We start from the raw sequence: 16130 nt of genomic DNA on the forward strand, positions 1-16130 counted from the left end.
GTCGGCCGGCATCGGCGCGCTTAAAAGTCCCAGATGACCGGCACCCAGCGGAACGCGTCGCCGTCGACCGCCACACGTCCCAGGGACGGGAACGGCAGATGGGCGGCGACCAACAGCCCGCGGTTCTGCGCCAGCTCCTGGAACAGACCGAGGCGGACGCGGGCCGATTCCTCGGGGTCGTGCTCGAAACCGTTTTGCCATTCGGGATGGTCGAACGCGACCGGGAACATGGCGTCGCCAGCAAACGTCAGCCTTTCGCCGCCCGAGATCAGGTCGACCACGCTGTGCCCGGGAGTATGGCCGCCGGTCAAGCGCACGATGACGCCCGGCGCCACCTCATGCCGATCGTCGAAGAGGCGCAGCCGGTCGCGGTACTCGTTGTAGAAGCTGGTAGCCGTCGACTTCAATACCGCAGGCACAGGCTTGGGCATGACGGTGTGCGAGAAATCCGGCGAGGTCCAGAACGCCACTTCGGTCGCGGACACGTGGATGCGCACGTCGGGACGCAAGCGCTCCTTGACGTCCGGCACGAGCAGCCCGCCCACGTGGTCCATGTGCATGTGCGTGATGATCACGTCGGTCACGGATTCCAGCGCGATGCCGGCGGACTCCAATCTCTGCGGGAACATCCCGGCGCGCGGAAAGCCCGCGAACTGCCCGCCCAGCCCCGCATCGATGAGGATGGTCTGGTCGCCGCTGCGGGCCACCATCACGTTCAGCGGCCAGTCGAACGCGTCCGGAGGCATGAACATGTGTTCCAGCCAGGCCGCGAGATCGGCAGGATCGGCATTGGTGGCCATGGTCGAAGTCGGCAGGGGCAGCACGCCGTCGCTCACGACCAGGGCGTCGATGTCGCCGATCTGCAGCGCGTAGCGCGACGGGACCAGGTCGAGGGATTCGGTGTTTTCAATGGCAAACATGGCGGTAACTCCAGGTAGGTGCGCCGTTCAGGCGGTGGCGCGGATGAAGGCGAGCAGGTCGTCGTTGACGCGGTCCTGCATGGTGGCGGTCAGGCCATGCGGCGCGCCGGGGTAATAGATTTCCCTGGCGTTCTTGACCAGGCGCGCGGCCTTCTTCGCCGAGTCGTGCACCGGCACGATCTGATCGTCTTCGCCGTGCATGAACAGGGTCGGGACGTCGATCTTCTTCAGGTCCTCGGTGAAGTCGGTCTCGGAAAACGCCTTGACGCATTCGTAGGCGTTCTTCTGGCCGCTTTGCATGCTCCACAACCAGAACTGGTCCAGCATGCCTTGCGAGACCTTGGCATCGGGGCGGTTGGCGCCGTAGAACGGAACCGCCAGCTCCTTGTAGAACTGTGAGCGGTCTCCCGCCACGCCCGCGCGGATGCCGTCGAAGACCTCGACAGGCAGGCCTTCGGGATTGGCAGCGGACTTCAACATCACCGGCGGCACCGCGCCGATAAGCACCGCGCGGGCCACGCGCTTGCTGCCGTGGCGGCCGATATAGCGCGCCACTTCGCCGCCGCCGGTGGAATGGCCAACCATGGTGATGTTCTTCAGATCGAGCGCCTCGATCAACTGCGCCAGGTCATCGGCATAGCCGTTCATGTCGTTGTCGGCAGACGGCTGCGAAGAACGGCCATGGCCGCGCCGATCATGCGCGATGACACGAAAGCCATTGCGCGCCAGGTAGTGCATCTGCCCGTCCCAGGCATCCGCGTTCAGCGGCCAGCCATGCGAAAAGGTGACCACGGGGCCCTGGCCCCAATCCTTGAAGTAGATCTGCGTACCGTCGTTGGTGGTGAAGGTATTGCGGGTCATGGTCGTGCTCCGGTTGGATTGCGCGTTGCTCTGCGCGGCTGCTTCGGCGCGGATGGCGAATGCCCCCGTCGCCAGGACGGCGCTGCCGGCAAGAAGACTGCGGCGGGCCGGGTTGTGCGAGTCGTTCATGGGAACTCCTGTTTCGGCAAAGTGAGTGAGGGCATGGTAGGTATGCGGTCTGGTCCGCGGTAGGCACGCGGCGGGAAGCACGCTGTTGCGCGACGGGCACCAATGCGCCGCGGCATGGACATGACGCGCGCCACACAGGCCCACGTCACGCGGGCCGCACTTATTCGGAAGGAGAAACGATGATTGGTGTCGCGCCGGCAACACCATGCGTCCTTGCATGGCCCTACCGCGTCACGCGCGACGCTCTTAGGATGAGCGCACCCATACACACCAGACGCGCCGCTGCGCGCCGACCGGGGGGCCGACATCATGCATCTGGGAAAATCCTATCGCCTGGGCGAGTTCATCATCTGGACCCGCAGGAAGATCTACGTCCTGCTGGCGCTGGGCTTCGCGCCAGTGCTGCTCCATCAGCTGGCTGGCCTGAAATGGCTGACCTTGCCCTTGTCGGTGGTTTCGCTACTGGGCACCGCCACCACCTTTGTCGTCGGCTTCAAGAACGTGCAGACCTACGCGCGCACGGTCGAAGCGCAGAAGGTCTGGATGAGCATTGTCAGCGCCAGCCGCTACTGGGGCGTGATCAGCCGCAACTACGTCGGCGACGCCGAACGCGGCACGGCCTTGGTGCAGCGGCATCTGGCTTGGTTGACGGCGTTGCGCTACCAGCTGCGCGAGGCCCGCGTATGGGAGACCGTCGGCAACCGTCCCAATGCCGAATACCGCAGGCAGTACGTGATCCCGGAACGCGCCGAGCCCCTGGAGTCCGCGCTTTCCCGCTACCTGCCGGCACAGGACATTGCCGGTTTGATGCAGACCGATGACAAGGCCGCGCAAATGCTGGCAATGCAAGGCCGGGCGGTCCGCGGACTGCTGGATGCAGGCGCCATCACCGCGGCGGAATACGCCGAGCTCAACAGCCGCATCCGGGAACTGCTGGATCTGCAGGGACAGGCCGAGCGCATCAAGAATTTTCCGTATCCACGCCAGTACGCCATCATCAACACCTTGTTCGTGCGCTCTTTCTGCGTGGCGCTGCCGTTCGGACTGACGGGCCAATTCGCCCAGCTGGGCCAGGATATCGGCGGCTACATGCAAGGCCAGATGGCGTGGCTGGCGGTGCCGTTCAGCGTAATCATCTCGTGGATCTACACCTCGCTCGAGCAGGTGGGCGAAAGCACGGAGAATCCCTTCGAGGGCAGCGCCAACGACGTACCCATCAGCCGCCTGAGCGTCATGATCGAAAGGGATCTGAAGCAGATGGCAGGCAGCGCCAACCTGCCCGCGCTGCCTGCCTCGGTGATCGCGCTGTAGCGCGCGCGGCACGCGGCGCGCCCCTCCGCCCGGGACTGGCTGGCAGAGGCTTGCGCAGCTTGTCCTGCCCGGGCCGCTGCGGCAAAATACCCTGCCCTCCCGCCCCCCCCATTTCCGCTAGGCATTGGCCCATTCCATGACCGGCTCCGTGACCCTGTTCGACCGCCATCGCCCGCGCCTCTACGCGATCGCCTATCGCATGCTGGGCTCGGTGGCCGAGGCGGAAGACGTGGTGCAGGATGCGTGGCTGCGCTGGCATGGCGCGGACCGCTCCACGCTGGAGAACCCCGAGGCCTGGCTCGTCACCGTCACCACCCGTCTGGCGATCGACCGCCTGCGCGCTGCCCGCACGGAACGGGAAAACTACGTGGGCGTCTGGCTGCCGGAACCGATGCTGATGGCCGCGCCTTCCACGCCCGAACAGATCCATGAACTGGCCGACGATGTGTCAGTGGCATTTCTGTTCATGCTGGAGCGCCTGTCGCCGGACGCCCGCGCGGCCTTCCTGATGCGCGAAGTGTTCGACGCCGACTACGAGGACATCGCGCAGACCCTGGACAAGACCCAGGCCGCGGTCCGCCAGCTGGTGCGGCGCGCCAAGCAGCAATTGCGCCAAGGCACCCCGCGCGAGGCCGTGCCGCGCGCGACGCTGCATCGGCTGCTGCTGACCTTTGCCGATGCGATGGACCGCAGCGACTTCCACGGCCTGCATGCGCTGCTGAGCGACGATGCCGAACTTATCGGCGACGGCGGCGACAAGGTCACCGCCTTTGCCAGCCTGGTGGGCGGCAAGCGGCTGGCGCAGCTGTTCTACGCCGGCAAGCGCCGCTACCGCGACGCGTTGCGCACCGAGGTGGTCCAGGTGAACGGCCAGTGGACCTTGCTGCGCTTCATCGATGGCGATCTCGAATCGGTGCAGTCCTACGAAACGGACGGCAAGCGCCTGACCCGGGTGCTGGTGCAGCGCAATCCGGACAAGCTGGCCCGCATCGCGGCCGCCCTGGCGCAACGCTGAGACCGCCCGCAGCGGCGTTGGTGCATCGCGGGCAACATGGTGGTCCCTTGCGCGGACCTACCGCCGCGCCGCCCTCGCTTCTACGATGGACCTGTCACCACTCCACTCAGGACAGGCCATGCCGAAACTCACCAAACTCGCGTTGTCTTTCATCGCCGCCGGCGCGCTGCTGGGCCAGCCCGCCCATGCTGCATCGCACCACGGCGCGCCCGCCGGCAAGCCGGCCGATCCCATCGTCACCGAAGTGATGAGCAAGGACCTGCCCGACATTCCCGGCCGGGATGCCGTCATGCTCGTCGTCGACTACCCGCCCGGGGCCGCCGACCCCTTGCACCGCCATGACGCCTCGGCCTTCGTCTATGTGCTGGAGGGCAGCATCGTCATGCAGGTCAAAGGCGGCAAGGAAGTGACGCTGACCCCGGGCCAGACCTTCTACGAAGGGCCGGACGACATCCACACCGTGGGCCGCAACGCCAGCCAGACCAAGCCGGCCAAGTTCGTGGTCGTGCTGATCAAGAAAAAGGGCGCTCCCGCCCTGATCCCCGTTCAATAAGGGACGGATATTTATCCCTTCCTGGCCATCCCCGGGTGTCTCCCCGCCCGGGGATGGCCATTTTTTTCAAGGAGGCGTCACAAAACCGTCCAGCGCAACGTCTTAGCAGGTAGGATCAACCAACTTGCGGCGCTGCCACCATGCCTACCCCTATCCCAGCCTCCCCGGTCACCCCTCCCGCGAACGGCCCGGACTCCCTGGCCGACAGCTTTGCCACCAGCTATGCCGGCGTCATGGCCTTCCTGGCGGTCGCCGCCGAGGGCAACTTCGCCAAGGCCGGCGACCGGCTGGGCATAGGCCGTTCGGCAGTCAGCCGCAGCGTGCAGAAACTCGAAGACCAGCTGGGCGTGCGGCTCTTCGTGCGCACCACGCGCAGCACCTCGCTGACCGCGGAGGGGCAGCGCTTCTACGAGCAATGCCATCCCGGCGTGGAACGGATCATCCAGGCACTGGACAACATGCGCGACCTGCGCGAGGGCCCGCCTTCCGGCCTGGTGCGCGTCTGCTCCACCGTGGGTTTCGGCCGCAAGGTCGTGGCGCCCCTGCTGAAGGCGTTCCGCGAAGCGCATCCGAACATCTCGGTGGAGCTGTTGCTGGATGACGGCCCGACCGACTTCACCACGGACCGCGTCGACGTGTCGTTTCGCAATGGCCGCATGGAAGACAGCCAGGTGATCGCCAAGAAAGTCATTCCCATGCAGATGATCCTGTGCGCCTCGCCCGACTATGCCGCCAGGCACGGGCTGCCGCTAAGCGTCGACGAGCTGTCCGGCCATAGCTGCGTGAACTTCCTGCTGGCGTCCGGCCGCGTATTCGAATGGGAATTCAAGGTCGGCGGCCATCTGCGCAAGTTCGCGCCGCCCGCCATGCTGACCTTCAACGATGCCGACCTGGTCCTGCAGGCCGTGCTGGACGGCCATGGCATCGCGCAGATGGCGGCGTACCAGGTCTGCGAGCATCTGCGCGCAGGCACGCTGGTCGCCTGCATGCCGCAGTACTCGCCCGACGACCGCGGGCACTACCTGTGCTTTCTCAGCCGCCAGCACCTGCCCGCCCGCATGCGGGTCTTCATCGATTTCATGACCGAGAGCATCCGCGCGCAGGACCTGCTGATCATCGACAGCCTGCTGCCAAAACAGGCCTGAGCGCTATTGGGTCAGGGCCACGACGCTCTGGATCCCGCCCTGGGCCATCTTGGCGTAAGGACACAGGCGTTCCGTATTGCGCACCAGCTCTTCCGCGATGGGCGTGGGCACGCCCGGAAGGTGGATATTGACGTCCGCCGTCAGCGCGAAAAAGCCGTCGACGGGGTCCCGGCCGAACGAGATGGTGGCCGTCACGGAAGCGTCCGGGATGGCCAGGCCGGCGCGTTCGGCCAGCATGCTGAGCGCGCCGTGGAAGCACGCCGCATAGCCGGCGGCGAATAGCTGTTCGGGGTTGGTGCCCCCGCCCGTGCCGCCCAGCTCCACCGGCAGGCGCAGTTCCACGATCAGCTCGCCATCGTCCGAAATGGCCATGCCGGAGGCGCGTCCATGCGCGGCCTCCCCGCCGCGCACCGTCACGCTGGTGGTGTACAGGGGATGGAAATCCTTCCCCCGGTACTTGTCCAGGAGACTCTGGGGAGGAGGCCGCAGTTTGCTCATGAGGGTCCTTGCGCCTGCCGCTACTTTCTTGCGCCCGAACGGCTGAACCAGGTTTCGAAGCCGATCTGGCCCAGGCGCGGGCCGGCTCCCGGAACCAGCGTGTCGTCATCGAGCAGCGCGCCGAAATAGCGCGCGCCGGTGTCCGCCCGCACGGGGCGCGCGTCACCGATCTTGGCCATGTAGCGCTGCACCAGCTCGGCCAGGCGTACCCGCTCGGGGCCAGCGATTTCGACGATGCCGTTCACCGGCGGCGCCAGCGTGGCGTCGGCCATGGCCAGGGCGACGTCGTCCGACGCAATGGGCTGGACGTAGGCGGGCGACAGCCGCACTTCCGCCCCTTCGGTCCCCGACTGCACGATACCGCCCAGGAATTCGAAGAACTGGGTGCTATGCACGATGGTGTACGGGATTCCAGCAGCCACGATCAGCGCTTCCTGCGCGATCTTGCCGCGGAAGTAGCCGCTTTCGGCCAGGCGCTGCGTGCCGACCACCGACAGCGCGACGTGGTGGCGCACGCCGGCGCGGGCCTCCGCCGCCAACAGGTTGCGCCCCGAGGTCTGGAAGAAATCCAGCACGGCGCGGTCTTCGAACGACGGCGAGTTGGCGACGTCGACCACCGTGTCGACGCCGGCGAGCGCGGCGTCCAGGCCCTCGCCAGTCATGGTGTTGACGCCCGTGGCGGGCGATGCGGCAATCGCCTCATGGCCGCGCTCAGTCAGCAGTTTGACGAGTTTGGAGCCGATCAGGCCCGTGCCGCCGATAACCAGGATTTTCATGGTAGTCCCTTAGTTGAACTTGGCCTTATCCAGGCCATATGCCTTGTCGGCAGAACCCGGCACGGTGCGGAAGCCCACGTTCAGGCGGTTCCAGCCATTGATCGCCATGACGGCGAAGCTGAGGTCCGAGATTTCCTTTTCGGACAGTTGCGTGCGGACGCGTTCATAGATCTCGTCGGGCACGCCCTGCGCGGCCAGCGTGGTCAGCGCTTCGGTCCAGGCCAGGCAGGCGCGTTCACGCGGCGAAAACTCGGTCGATTCGCGCCAGATCGCCACGTGATGCAGGCGCAGTTCGCCTTCGCCGTGGATCTTGGCATCCTTCACATGCATGTCCAGGCAGAAGCCGCAGCCGTTGATCTGCGAAGCGCGGATTTCGACCAGGCGCAGGATCGATTGCTCGATCGCGCCGGACTTCAGGAGCATGCCGAACTCGACGAATTTCTTGAACAGTTCGGGCGATTGCGCAAAGGCATTCAGACGTTGACTCATGGTGACTTCCTCGATGGGTTGAACGACGCCCAAATCGTAGGTCTGCCGGCAAAACGGCAGTAGGCCCGCGGAGGGGACCATGATGTTGCCGCGGCGGCAACAATCGTCAGCGCGCGCTGACGGCCATGTTCAGGTTCAGGATTTCGGTTCGATCCCGAGTTGTTTCATGGCCCGGCCGATGGCCTGGGGCGCGTAATCGTCCCAAGGCTCGTTGCCCGCATCCAGGCGGGTGTGGATGTTGGCGATGGTCCATTGCGCCGAGCCTTTCAGCCCGTCCAGTTCGTCCCAGCGGACCGGTACGGACACGCCCAGGCCGGGCCGGGCCCGGGCCGACCAGGCCGCCACGGTCGTGGCGCCGAAGCCGTTGCGCAGGTAATCGGCGAATATCTTGCCCACGCGGTTCTTGGGCCCGCTTTTGGCGACGAACAGCTTCGGCAGCGTTTGCGCCAGATGGCGCACCATGGCTTCGGAAAAGTCCTTCACGGCGTCCCAGCCGTATTGCTTGCGGATCGGCACGACCACATGCAGGCCCTTGCCGCCGCTGGTCTTCAGCCAGCCGCGCAGGCCTAGCTCCTGAAGCAGCACGCGCACCAGCTCCGCGCCCTGCTGCACGGCAGGCCAATCCACCCCTTCTCCAGGGTCCAGGTCGAACAGCATCCGGTCCGGCTTGGCGATCGAGGTCTTGATCGCATTCCAGGTATGGAACTCCACCACGTTCAGTTGGGCGGCAGCGAGTATCGCCGCTTCGTTCGAGATTTCCATGAGCGGCGGATGCTCTGGGTACAGGCGTTCAGGCAGCGCCAGCACCCCCGCGATGGGTGATTCCGAGTGCCGCTGGAAGAAGTGCTGACCCTGGATCCCCGCGGGCGCCCTGACGAAGGAAACCGGGCGGCCGCGCAGGTGCGGCATCATCAGTGGCGCCACCAACCCGTAATAGCGCGCCAGATCGAGCTTGGTCGCTCCCGAAGAGGGATCTATGACGCGGTCGGGATTGGACAGTTTCATTCCCTTCGGCGGCGTTGCCGCGCCCTCTTTCAAGGCCTTGGCGGGGCGTTCGCGGGTGGATATCTTTTCAGCCGGCATGGCAACCTCGCGCGTGATCTTCTTGGGGGGTTTGTCGGTCCGCAGCCCGCGGAAGGTCGAATGGCGCACATGGCCGTCGCCAGTCCATTCGCCGAACGAAACCTCTCCCACCAGCGTGGGCTGGACCCAATGGACCTGCTTGAGGGCGCGCGGCTTGCCCTGGGTCAACGCGCTGGTTTCTTGTTCAATGCCGGCCAGCTTGCGATGCAGGTCCAGCAGCGTCCTGTCGTCGAAACCCGTGCCCACATTGCCGGCGTAGCGCAGCCCGCCATCCGGCTCGTGCACCGCCAGCAGCAGCGCGCCAAAGCCCTGGCGGCTGCCCTTGGGCTCGGTGTAGCCCACGATGACGAATTCCTGGCGCTTGGTGCACTTGAGCTTGATCCAGTCGTCCGTGCGGCGCGACACATAGGGCGCGGACAGACGCTTGCCGATGATCCCCTCCAGGCCCAGCTTGCAGGCCGAAGCGACCAGGTCTGCCGGCGGCTTATCGAAGGCCTCGCTGAACTTCACGTGCTGGCCCTTGCACCTGGCGATGACCTGCCGCAGCAGGTCCCGCCGCAGCCTGAGAGGCTCGTCGCGCAGGTCGCGTCCCGCGACGTAGGGCAGGTCGAAGGCGTAGAAGACGATATCCGCCGTGCTCGCGGCATCGAAGGCGTTCTGCAAGGCCTGGAAGCTGGGCACGCCTTCGCGCGTCAGCACCACGATCTCGCCGTCGATCCAGGCATTGGCGATCTCCAGTGCCGCCAGCTCCTGGGCCAGCCGCGAAATCCTGGCTGTCCAATCGTGGCCGTTGCGCGTGTACAGCTTCGCGCTGCCGCCATCCAGCCTGGCCAGGATCCGGTAGCCGTCGAACTTCATTTCATAGGACCAGTCGTCCGCGCCCCGCGGCACGCCGTCGACCAGGGTGGCCAGCTGAGGCTTGAGCGACACGGGCAGGGGAGCGGCCTTGCCCGGCAAGGCCGCGGCGGATTCTGTTGCATTCACGGCGCGGGCTTGCGGTTTGCTGCGCGCAGCCGCCTTCTTCTTCGTGCGCAGCGGCACCACGCTGTCCGGCATCTCATCCACGACGCTGAAATCCTGGTCTGGCCGCGCGTACTCGTCGTTTTCCTTGATCAACAGCCAGGGCGGCTGGCGATCGCTCTCTTTGCCCTTCATGCGGATCAGCGCCCAGCGCCCGCGCAGCTTCACGCCGTCGAGCGTGAACTTCAGATGGCCTGTCTTGTATCCCTTGCGCGGATCGCCTATAGGCGTCCAGCGCCCCTCGTCCCAGATGATCACCTTGCCGGCCCCGTACTGCCCCTCGGGGATGGTGCCTTCGAACTGGTTGTACGCGATGGGATGGTCTTCGACCTGCACCGCCATGCGCTTGACGGAGGGATCGAACGACGGCCCTTTCGGCACCGCCCAGCTTTTCATCGCGCCATCCAGCTCCAGGCGGAAGTCATAGTGCAGGCGGCTGGCCCAGTGCTTTTGTATGACGAACACCAGGTCTGCGCCGCCTGATTCACCGCCTTCCGCCGGTTCCGGCGTGACGGCGAAATTGCGCTTCTCGCGGTATTTCTTCAGGCTGGCCGCCATTTTCAGGCCGCCTTTTTCGCCTGCCTGGCGCTCTTGGCGGCCTTCTTCGCGGGCGCCTTTTTCACAGCGGAACTACGCGACGCGGCTTTCTTGGCGGGCTTGGCCTCGGCCTTGGCGCGCCCCTTGGACGCGCCGCCGCGCAAGCTGCGCTGCAACAGGTCCGTCAGATCGATCACGTTATCCGCATACGCAGGCGCTTCCTCCTGCGGCGCGATCACGGTTTCGGTCTTGCCCGCCTGGGCCTTCTGTTCCACCAGCCCCATGATGGCCGCCTTGAATTCGTCCTGGTATTCGGCCGGATCCCACTCTGCCGACATTTCGTCCACCAGCATCTTGGCCATCTTCAATTCGGACGCGCTGGGCGACATGCTCTTGGCGCCTGCCTTGGGCAGATCCAGTCCCTCCACGGACTTCACCTCGTCGCCCCAACGCATCAGATTCAGGACCAGCGCGTCTCCCATGGGAATCAATGCCGCCAGATGCTGCTTGGTCTGGATCACGACCTTGGCGATGCCTATCTTGCCGCTTTTCACCAGCGTGTCGCGCAGCAGCGCGTACACCTTCTGCCCCTTGTTGATCGGGGCGATGTAATACGGCCGCTCCAGGTAGACGAACGAGACTTCGGCCGATTCGACAAATTGCTGGATTTCGATGGTTTGCGTCGTGCGCGGATAGGCCTCCGCGATCTCCTCGGGGGAGATGATGACGTACTGGCCATCCTCGTATTCGACCCCTTTGACGATGTCCTTGGATTCGATCTCCTTGCCCGTGCGCTTGTTGATGCGCTTGTAGCCGACGGGGTCCATCGACCGGCGGTCCAGCCAATCGAAATCCACGCCCGATTCCGTCGTGGCGGTATGCAAGCCCACGGGGATGTGGACCAGGCCGAAGGTGATCGCGCCCTTCCAGATGGTTCGCGTGGCCATGAGAATTTCTCCTAGGTGATGTGCACGCGCTCTCGCCGCGGCTTCGGATGCGACAACAACGGCAGCCATCGCCACGGCGGAAAACGCAGAGCAGCAACTTCCATGCCCGACGCCCGGCCCGCGCCTGACTGCGCCGCCGCCGGCTCCCCGGACCGCGATTCCTGCACAGGCACGCCGCTTGCTGAGTTGCCTGCCATGACATCCCTACCCGATTCCCGCTCGGAAGGCATCGTGGCGGCTTTTCCCCGGCGCGCGCGGGCCTCCGAACACGAGGTGGCATCACTCGATGCCCAAGCCGCCCGACTGGCCGCGTTGCTGGGCAGACGCTACGTGCCCGATTACCGACCCAGCCGCCACGGCGGCGGGGTGGTTCCCTATTATGTGCCCGATCGCACCATCATAGGCGCCAGGCGCGCCGCCGTGCTGGGCATCGTCAGCGAGACAGACCTTTACGGCGGCGTGGCGCCGCATGCGTTCGTGGCCACCAAATCCATCAGCCACGGACTAGTGGGGCCGCAGGCCTCCCGCCCTGCCAGCTGGTCCATGGCACTGGCGGACATGCTGGGCGACGCCGTGCTGGAAGGCTATACCGCCTTTTGCCCCGAAGACGCCCTAGCCGCAGGACGACGCTTGCTCGCACGCGGCACGGTACGCGTGAAGCCCGCGGACGCCACGGCGGGTCGCGGACAGGTCGTGGTCAGGAGCCTGGATGCGCTGCAGGCTGCCCTGGCCGAGCAATCCCCGCGCTTGATGCAGCGCCTGGGTCTGGTGCTGGAAGAAGACCTGGAAGAAATCGAAACGTATAGCGTGGGCTGGTCGAAAGTGGGCCAGATGGAGATCGCCTACGTGGGCACCCAATCGCTGACCGACGACAATCAGGGCTGCCAGGTGTACGGCGGGTCCGAGCTGCGCGTGGCGCGCGGCGGTTTTGACGCCCTGCGCGCGCTGGATCTTCGCGCGGATGAGCGACGCGCCATCGAGCTGGCGTGCCGTTATGACACGGCGGCCTGGGCCGCCTATCCGCAATTGATCGCATCGCGGCGCAACTACGACGTGGCGATCGGGCGCGCGGCGGACGGCGGCGCGCGCGCCGGCGTGCTGGAGCAATCCTGGCGCGCTGGCGGCGCCAGTCTGGCCGAACTGGCCGCCATGCAGGCCTTCGCGCTGTCACCGGCGCTGATGGAAGTGCGCGCCGAGACCCGCGAACGCTACGGCGCCGGCGAACCCGTGCCAATCGCGCAACGGCTGGTGTTCCACGGGGTCGACAGCGCCATCGGCCAGATCAGCAAATCGGGAGGCATCCTGGAGGCGCAAGATGGCGGCGCATAGCACCCCTACCGCTCTGGAAGTCGACGACGTGTCGCTCGAGGCGACCTTTCTCACTCCGCAGGACAAGGTCCCTGGCGTGCTGTTTATCCACGGCTGGGGCGGCAGCCAGGAATTTGACCTGTCCCGGGCCAAGGGGATCGCCGCGCTGGGCTGTGTCTGCCTGACCTTCGACCTGCGCGGTCATGCGGGCACCCGGGCCCAGCAACTACAGGTGACCCGCGAGGACAATCTGCGCGACGTGGTGGCGGCCTACGACAGGCTGTCGCTCCACCCCGCGCTGGACTCCGGTTCCATCGCCGTAGTGGGCAGCAGCTACGGCGGCTATCTGGCCGCCCTGCTCTGCACGCTGCGCCGGGTGCGCTGGCTTGCGTTGCATGTCCCCGCCTTGTATCGCGACGACGAATGGCTGGTGCCCAAGAACCAGCTCAACCGCGACACGCTGCGCGCCTACCGCAGCGCCTACGTGCCGCCGGAAGAAAACCGCGCGCTGAAGGCTTGCACGGAATTCTCCGGCGACGTGCTGCTGGTGGAAGCGGAGCACGACATCTATATCCCGCACTCCACCATCATGAGCTACCGATCGGCCTTCCGCCGTTCGCACTCATTGACCCACCGCATCATCGACGGCGCCGATCACGCGCTGACGGAAAAGCCGGCGCAACGCGCGTATACCTCGATCCTGGTCAACTGGGTGACAGAGATGGTGACGGGCGCGCGCATGGGCGAGGGCCGGGCGAGCTTCTGAGCGCAAGCGCAATCTCCCTGCCGGCCAAAGACCGATGCGTACGCACCGCGCGGGTGATCGTGGCGCATCGCCCCGACACGATTGCGACGGCCGGGCGCGAGATCTCGCTGGTAGCCGGCAAGGTGGCCAGCGACAGCGGGCTGCCGCCTATGCCGGCTTCCCGAACACGCCGCCGCGCCGCGCCACTAGCGTCGCCTGCGTACGATTGAGCACGCCTAGGGTGCCCAGAATGGCCGACACATGCGTCTTGACGGTCTTTTCGGTCATGTTCAGCCGTTCCGAGATTTCCTTGTTGCGCAGTCCGTCGCACATCAGGCATAGCACCTCGACCTGGCGAGGCGTCAGCGCGCGCAGCAAGGCTGCTTCGTCCTGGTCGCCTGCGGACAGCGCGCGGCGCTGCGGCGGCGCCGCCTCGTTGACCGCTTCCAGCGCGGCGGCCAGCTCCTGGCAGCTGGCGGACTTGTTCAGGAAGCCCTGCGCGCCGGCCTCCAGCGCCCGGCGCATGTCCTCGGGATCTTGCGAGGCCGACAGCACCAGGATGCGCAACTTCGACCGGCGCTGACGCAAGCGTTTGAGCAAGTCGGCGCCAGCCATGTCGGGCAGGTAGAAATCCATGATGACGTGCTGGATCGCCGTATGCCGATCCAGTATCTCTAGCGCTTCCTGGCCGCTGGCCGCGGGATGGATCTCCAGGCCGGCCACGCCCTGGCCCAGCGCCATCACCAGCGCTTCGCGGAACATGGCGTGGTCGTCGACCAATAACACTGCCGTCATTCGGCATCTCCGGGAAGGGGTGCTGCTTCCCTGGCATGCAGCAGGCCCGTCACGTGCTCGCGCAAAGCCTGGACTTGCACAGGCTTGTGCAAGAGCGGCACGCCGCGCGCGGCGGCCTCGGTCAGGCGCGCCGGATCGGTATCGCCGCTGACCAGCAAGGCAGGCAGATCGGGATCGTTGTATTCCTCGCGCAGCCTTTCGATTACGTGAATGCCGGTCTCGTGTTCGCGCAGCCGGTAATCCGTGACGATCAGGGCCGGCGTTTCAGCCAGCGGCAGCACGCGCTCGAACAGTGCATTGCCGCTGGTCGCGGCGATGACGCGGCAGCCCCAGCTTTCGAACAGCATCGACAGGCCCGCCAGGTTCTGCGCGTCGTCGTCCACCAGCAGCGCCAGCTTGCCGCGCAGGCTGTCTTCACTTGCAGGCGCCCGGGGCAGTCCCACATTGGCATCCGTGATCGAAAGGCCTGCCGCGGCCGGATCCGACAGCGGCGCCGTGACCGCGAACACCGTGCTGCGGCCTTCTTCCGAGCGCAGCGCCAGTTCGTGGGCCAGCAGCCTGGCGGTGCGGCGCACGATGGCCAGGCCCAAGCCCAGGCCCTTGCTGCGGTCGCGCTCGGGATTGGCCAGTTGATGGAACTCCCAGAAGACGCGCTCCTGCTCGGCCTTGGGAATCCCTGGGCCGTTGTCCCAGACCTCGATGCGCAATCGGCTTCCGCGCCTGCGGCAGCCCACCAGGACGCGGCCGCCGTCGGAGTGCACGATGGCATTGCTGATCAGATTGCGCAGCATGCGCTCCAGCAGCACGGGATCCGAACGCACGCTGGCCGCGCACGCGCGCACCCGCAGCCGTATCCCCTTCTCGCTGGCCTGCGGCGCGTATTCGGCCTTGAGCTGGTCCAGCAGCGGCTGCATCCTGAACGTCTCGAAACGAGGTTCGATGACGCCGGCATCCAGCCGCGACAGATTCAACAGCGCGTCGAACAGATGGCCCATCGCCGACAGCGCGCTGGTGATGTTGTCGACCAGATAGCGCCCGTGCCGGGACAGGGGTTCGTTCGCCAGCAGGCCCAGGAACAAGTTCACCGCATGCACGGGCTGGCGCAGGTCGTGGCTGGCCGCAGCAAGAAAGCGGGACTTCTCCAGATCGCTGCGTTCGGCCGCTATCTTCTCCTGGCGCACCTGTTCCAGCAGCGCCAGGTTTTCATAACCCAGCCGCAACGCGTCCAGGTGGGTGCGGTTCATGCGATGGATGAACGCCAGGGTCGCGACCAGATATGCCAGGCCGCCCGTCACCAGCGCCAGATGGATGGCTGAAGGCTGCGCCGCCAGCGCGATGAACATCGGCGCGAAAGCCGGCACTTCGAACGCGTACATCACCGGCAGCATCATGTAGTTCGAATAGATGGCGCCCGTACCCAGTCCGAACAGGATGACGATGAAGAACAGCTGGTACTCCAGCGGGACGAAAAACGTCCAGTAGGCCAGGGGTAGCCCCCACAGAATGCCGGAGCACAGATTCCCGGCCAGCATGCGGCGCACCCAGCGCTGCGCCGCTGACGGGTCGGCGCGATGGCGGTCGTACGCCACCACGGCGGCCCAGCGCAGCACGCCCACGGCCAACGTGGCGCCCAGCCACAGCAGGATCTCGTGGTGGGGCAGCACGCCGACCAAGGCGAATGCGGAAAAACAGGCGCTGATCAGCGACCCGGCCAGGGCGAACGGAAAGCTTCGGCGCAATGCGTCGACCTGCACCTGATGGATGCGGGCGGCATAGGACGAACTTGGCGGCGTGGAAGCGGAAGTCTGACCGATGGTTGGCTGCAATGGCGTGGGGATGTTACGTGCGAGGGACCTGCCGCTTGCGCAGGGGCGGATCGAAACGTGTGCGGATTTTAGACCCATCGTGCGGATTTCCGCAGGCGCTGCGCGATTTTCGTTCGGCATTGACATTCCAACGGTGGAAAACCCCAGGATTTCCGCCTTGGCCCCGGGCGTA

Annotated in this window: 15 protein-coding genes; 6 read left to right on the forward strand and 9 right to left on the reverse strand. The window is 65.9% G+C overall.

Features of this window, described 5'->3' with window-relative positions:
- Positions 1-20: 20 nt before the first annotated feature.
- Both IB259_RS25845 and IB259_RS25850 read right to left on the reverse strand, forming a co-directional pair.
- Positions 21-920: an MBL fold metallo-hydrolase gene (locus tag IB259_RS25845; RefSeq protein ID WP_192330469.1), complete on the reverse strand. Its 900-nt coding sequence runs from the start codon at positions 918-920 to the stop codon at positions 21-23.
- A gap of 27 nt (positions 921-947) precedes the next feature.
- Positions 948-1781: an alpha/beta fold hydrolase gene (locus tag IB259_RS25850; RefSeq protein ID WP_370528720.1), complete on the reverse strand. Its 834-nt coding sequence runs from the start codon at positions 1779-1781 to the stop codon at positions 948-950.
- 438 nt (positions 1782-2219) lie between these two features.
- Here IB259_RS25850 and IB259_RS25855 point away from each other — a divergent pair, with 438 nt between their 5' ends.
- The 4 genes from IB259_RS25855 (at position 2220) to IB259_RS25870 (ending at position 5934) form a co-directional block, all read left to right on the forward strand.
- The gene (locus IB259_RS25855; RefSeq protein ID WP_175161160.1) at positions 2220-3221 is read left to right on the forward strand and encodes a bestrophin family protein; all 1002 of its coding nucleotides are present in this window, start codon (positions 2220-2222) and stop codon (positions 3219-3221) included.
- Positions 3222-3357: 136 nt separating this feature from the next.
- Entirely contained in the window at positions 3358-4236 is an 879-nt protein-coding gene (locus tag IB259_RS25860; protein ID WP_054455078.1) for an RNA polymerase sigma-70 factor, read from the forward strand.
- Positions 4237-4354: 118 nt separating this feature from the next.
- Complete coding sequence (locus IB259_RS25865) at positions 4355-4789, forward strand: cupin domain-containing protein (protein WP_054455081.1); 435 nt, start codon at positions 4355-4357, stop codon at positions 4787-4789.
- Between the two features lie 140 nt (positions 4790-4929).
- Positions 4930-5934, forward strand: coding sequence for a LysR family transcriptional regulator (locus IB259_RS25870; RefSeq protein ID WP_054455083.1), 1005 nt, complete (start codon positions 4930-4932; stop codon positions 5932-5934).
- Between the two features lie 3 nt (positions 5935-5937).
- Here IB259_RS25870 and IB259_RS25875 read toward each other — a convergent pair whose 3' ends face one another.
- The 5 genes from IB259_RS25875 to IB259_RS25895 form a co-directional block, all read right to left on the reverse strand.
- Positions 5938-6432: an Ohr family peroxiredoxin gene (locus IB259_RS25875; protein WP_054455086.1), complete on the reverse strand. Its 495-nt coding sequence runs from the start codon at positions 6430-6432 to the stop codon at positions 5938-5940.
- A gap of 20 nt (positions 6433-6452) precedes the next feature.
- Positions 6453-7208 carry an SDR family oxidoreductase gene (locus IB259_RS25880; RefSeq protein WP_192330473.1) on the reverse strand — a complete coding sequence of 252 codons (756 nt, stop codon included), beginning with the start codon at positions 7206-7208 and terminating at the stop codon, positions 6453-6455.
- A 9-nt stretch (positions 7209-7217) separates the two neighbouring features.
- Entirely contained in the window at positions 7218-7697 is a 480-nt protein-coding gene (locus IB259_RS25885; protein WP_054455873.1) for a carboxymuconolactone decarboxylase family protein, read from the reverse strand.
- Positions 7698-7832: 135 nt separating this feature from the next.
- Positions 7833-10358: a DNA ligase D gene (gene ligD / locus IB259_RS25890; protein ID WP_192330476.1), complete on the reverse strand. Its 2526-nt coding sequence runs from the start codon at positions 10356-10358 to the stop codon at positions 7833-7835.
- Between the two features lie 2 nt (positions 10359-10360).
- Positions 10361-11284, reverse strand: a complete 924-nt coding sequence (locus IB259_RS25895) for a Ku protein (protein ID WP_192330478.1) — start codon at positions 11282-11284, stop codon at positions 10361-10363.
- A gap of 195 nt (positions 11285-11479) precedes the next feature.
- Here IB259_RS25895 and IB259_RS25900 point away from each other — a divergent pair, with 195 nt between their 5' ends.
- Entirely contained in the window at positions 11480-12613 is a 1134-nt protein-coding gene (locus IB259_RS25900) for a DUF3182 family protein (protein ID WP_192330480.1), read from the forward strand.
- Positions 12600-13358: a S9 family peptidase gene (locus IB259_RS25905; RefSeq protein WP_054455097.1), complete on the forward strand. Its 759-nt coding sequence runs from the start codon at positions 12600-12602 to the stop codon at positions 13356-13358. The genes IB259_RS25900 and IB259_RS25905 overlap by 14 nt, the downstream gene beginning before the upstream one ends.
- A gap of 147 nt (positions 13359-13505) precedes the next feature.
- Here the strand turns inward: IB259_RS25905 and IB259_RS25910 are convergent, their stop codons facing one another.
- Both IB259_RS25910 and IB259_RS25915 read right to left on the reverse strand, forming a co-directional pair.
- Complete coding sequence (locus tag IB259_RS25910) at positions 13506-14132, reverse strand: response regulator transcription factor (protein ID WP_054455098.1); 627 nt, start codon at positions 14130-14132, stop codon at positions 13506-13508.
- Complete coding sequence (locus IB259_RS25915; RefSeq protein ID WP_054455100.1) at positions 14129-15958, reverse strand: hybrid sensor histidine kinase/response regulator; 1830 nt, start codon at positions 15956-15958, stop codon at positions 14129-14131. Before IB259_RS25915 ends, IB259_RS25910 begins: the two co-directional genes overlap by 4 nt.
- Positions 15959-16130: the final 172 nt, after the last annotated feature.

This window comes from Achromobacter sp. ACM04, assembly GCF_014851465.1.
Lineage (GTDB): Bacteria > Pseudomonadota > Gammaproteobacteria > Burkholderiales > Burkholderiaceae_B > Achromobacter > Achromobacter aegrifaciens.

What these genes read in the sequence shown, in the direction of transcription:
- IB259_RS25845 (WP_192330469.1), bottom strand. Translation starts at nt 920, where the DNA reads ATGTTTGCCATTGAAAACACCGAATCCCTCGACCTGGTCCCGTCGCGC.
- IB259_RS25850 (WP_370528720.1), bottom strand. Translation starts at nt 1,781, where the DNA reads ATGACCCGCAATACCTTCACCACCAACGACGGTACGCAGATCTACTTC.
- IB259_RS25855 (WP_175161160.1), top strand. Translation starts at nt 2,220, where the DNA reads ATGCATCTGGGAAAATCCTATCGCCTGGGCGAGTTCATCATCTGGACC.
- IB259_RS25860 (WP_054455078.1), top strand. Translation starts at nt 3,358, where the DNA reads ATGACCGGCTCCGTGACCCTGTTCGACCGCCATCGCCCGCGCCTCTAC.
- IB259_RS25865 (WP_054455081.1), top strand. Translation starts at nt 4,355, where the DNA reads ATGCCGAAACTCACCAAACTCGCGTTGTCTTTCATCGCCGCCGGCGCG.
- IB259_RS25870 (WP_054455083.1), top strand. Translation starts at nt 4,930, where the DNA reads ATGCCTACCCCTATCCCAGCCTCCCCGGTCACCCCTCCCGCGAACGGC.
- IB259_RS25875 (WP_054455086.1), bottom strand. Translation starts at nt 6,432, where the DNA reads ATGAGCAAACTGCGGCCTCCTCCCCAGAGTCTCCTGGACAAGTACCGG.
- IB259_RS25880 (WP_192330473.1), bottom strand. Translation starts at nt 7,208, where the DNA reads ATGAAAATCCTGGTTATCGGCGGCACGGGCCTGATCGGCTCCAAACTC.
- IB259_RS25885 (WP_054455873.1), bottom strand. Translation starts at nt 7,697, where the DNA reads ATGAGTCAACGTCTGAATGCCTTTGCGCAATCGCCCGAACTGTTCAAG.
- ligD (WP_192330476.1), bottom strand. Translation starts at nt 10,358, where the DNA reads ATGGCGGCCAGCCTGAAGAAATACCGCGAGAAGCGCAATTTCGCCGTC.
- IB259_RS25895 (WP_192330478.1), bottom strand. Translation starts at nt 11,284, where the DNA reads ATGGCCACGCGAACCATCTGGAAGGGCGCGATCACCTTCGGCCTGGTC.
- IB259_RS25900 (WP_192330480.1), top strand. Translation starts at nt 11,480, where the DNA reads ATGACATCCCTACCCGATTCCCGCTCGGAAGGCATCGTGGCGGCTTTT.
- IB259_RS25905 (WP_054455097.1), top strand. Translation starts at nt 12,600, where the DNA reads ATGGCGGCGCATAGCACCCCTACCGCTCTGGAAGTCGACGACGTGTCG.
- IB259_RS25910 (WP_054455098.1), bottom strand. Translation starts at nt 14,132, where the DNA reads ATGACGGCAGTGTTATTGGTCGACGACCACGCCATGTTCCGCGAAGCG.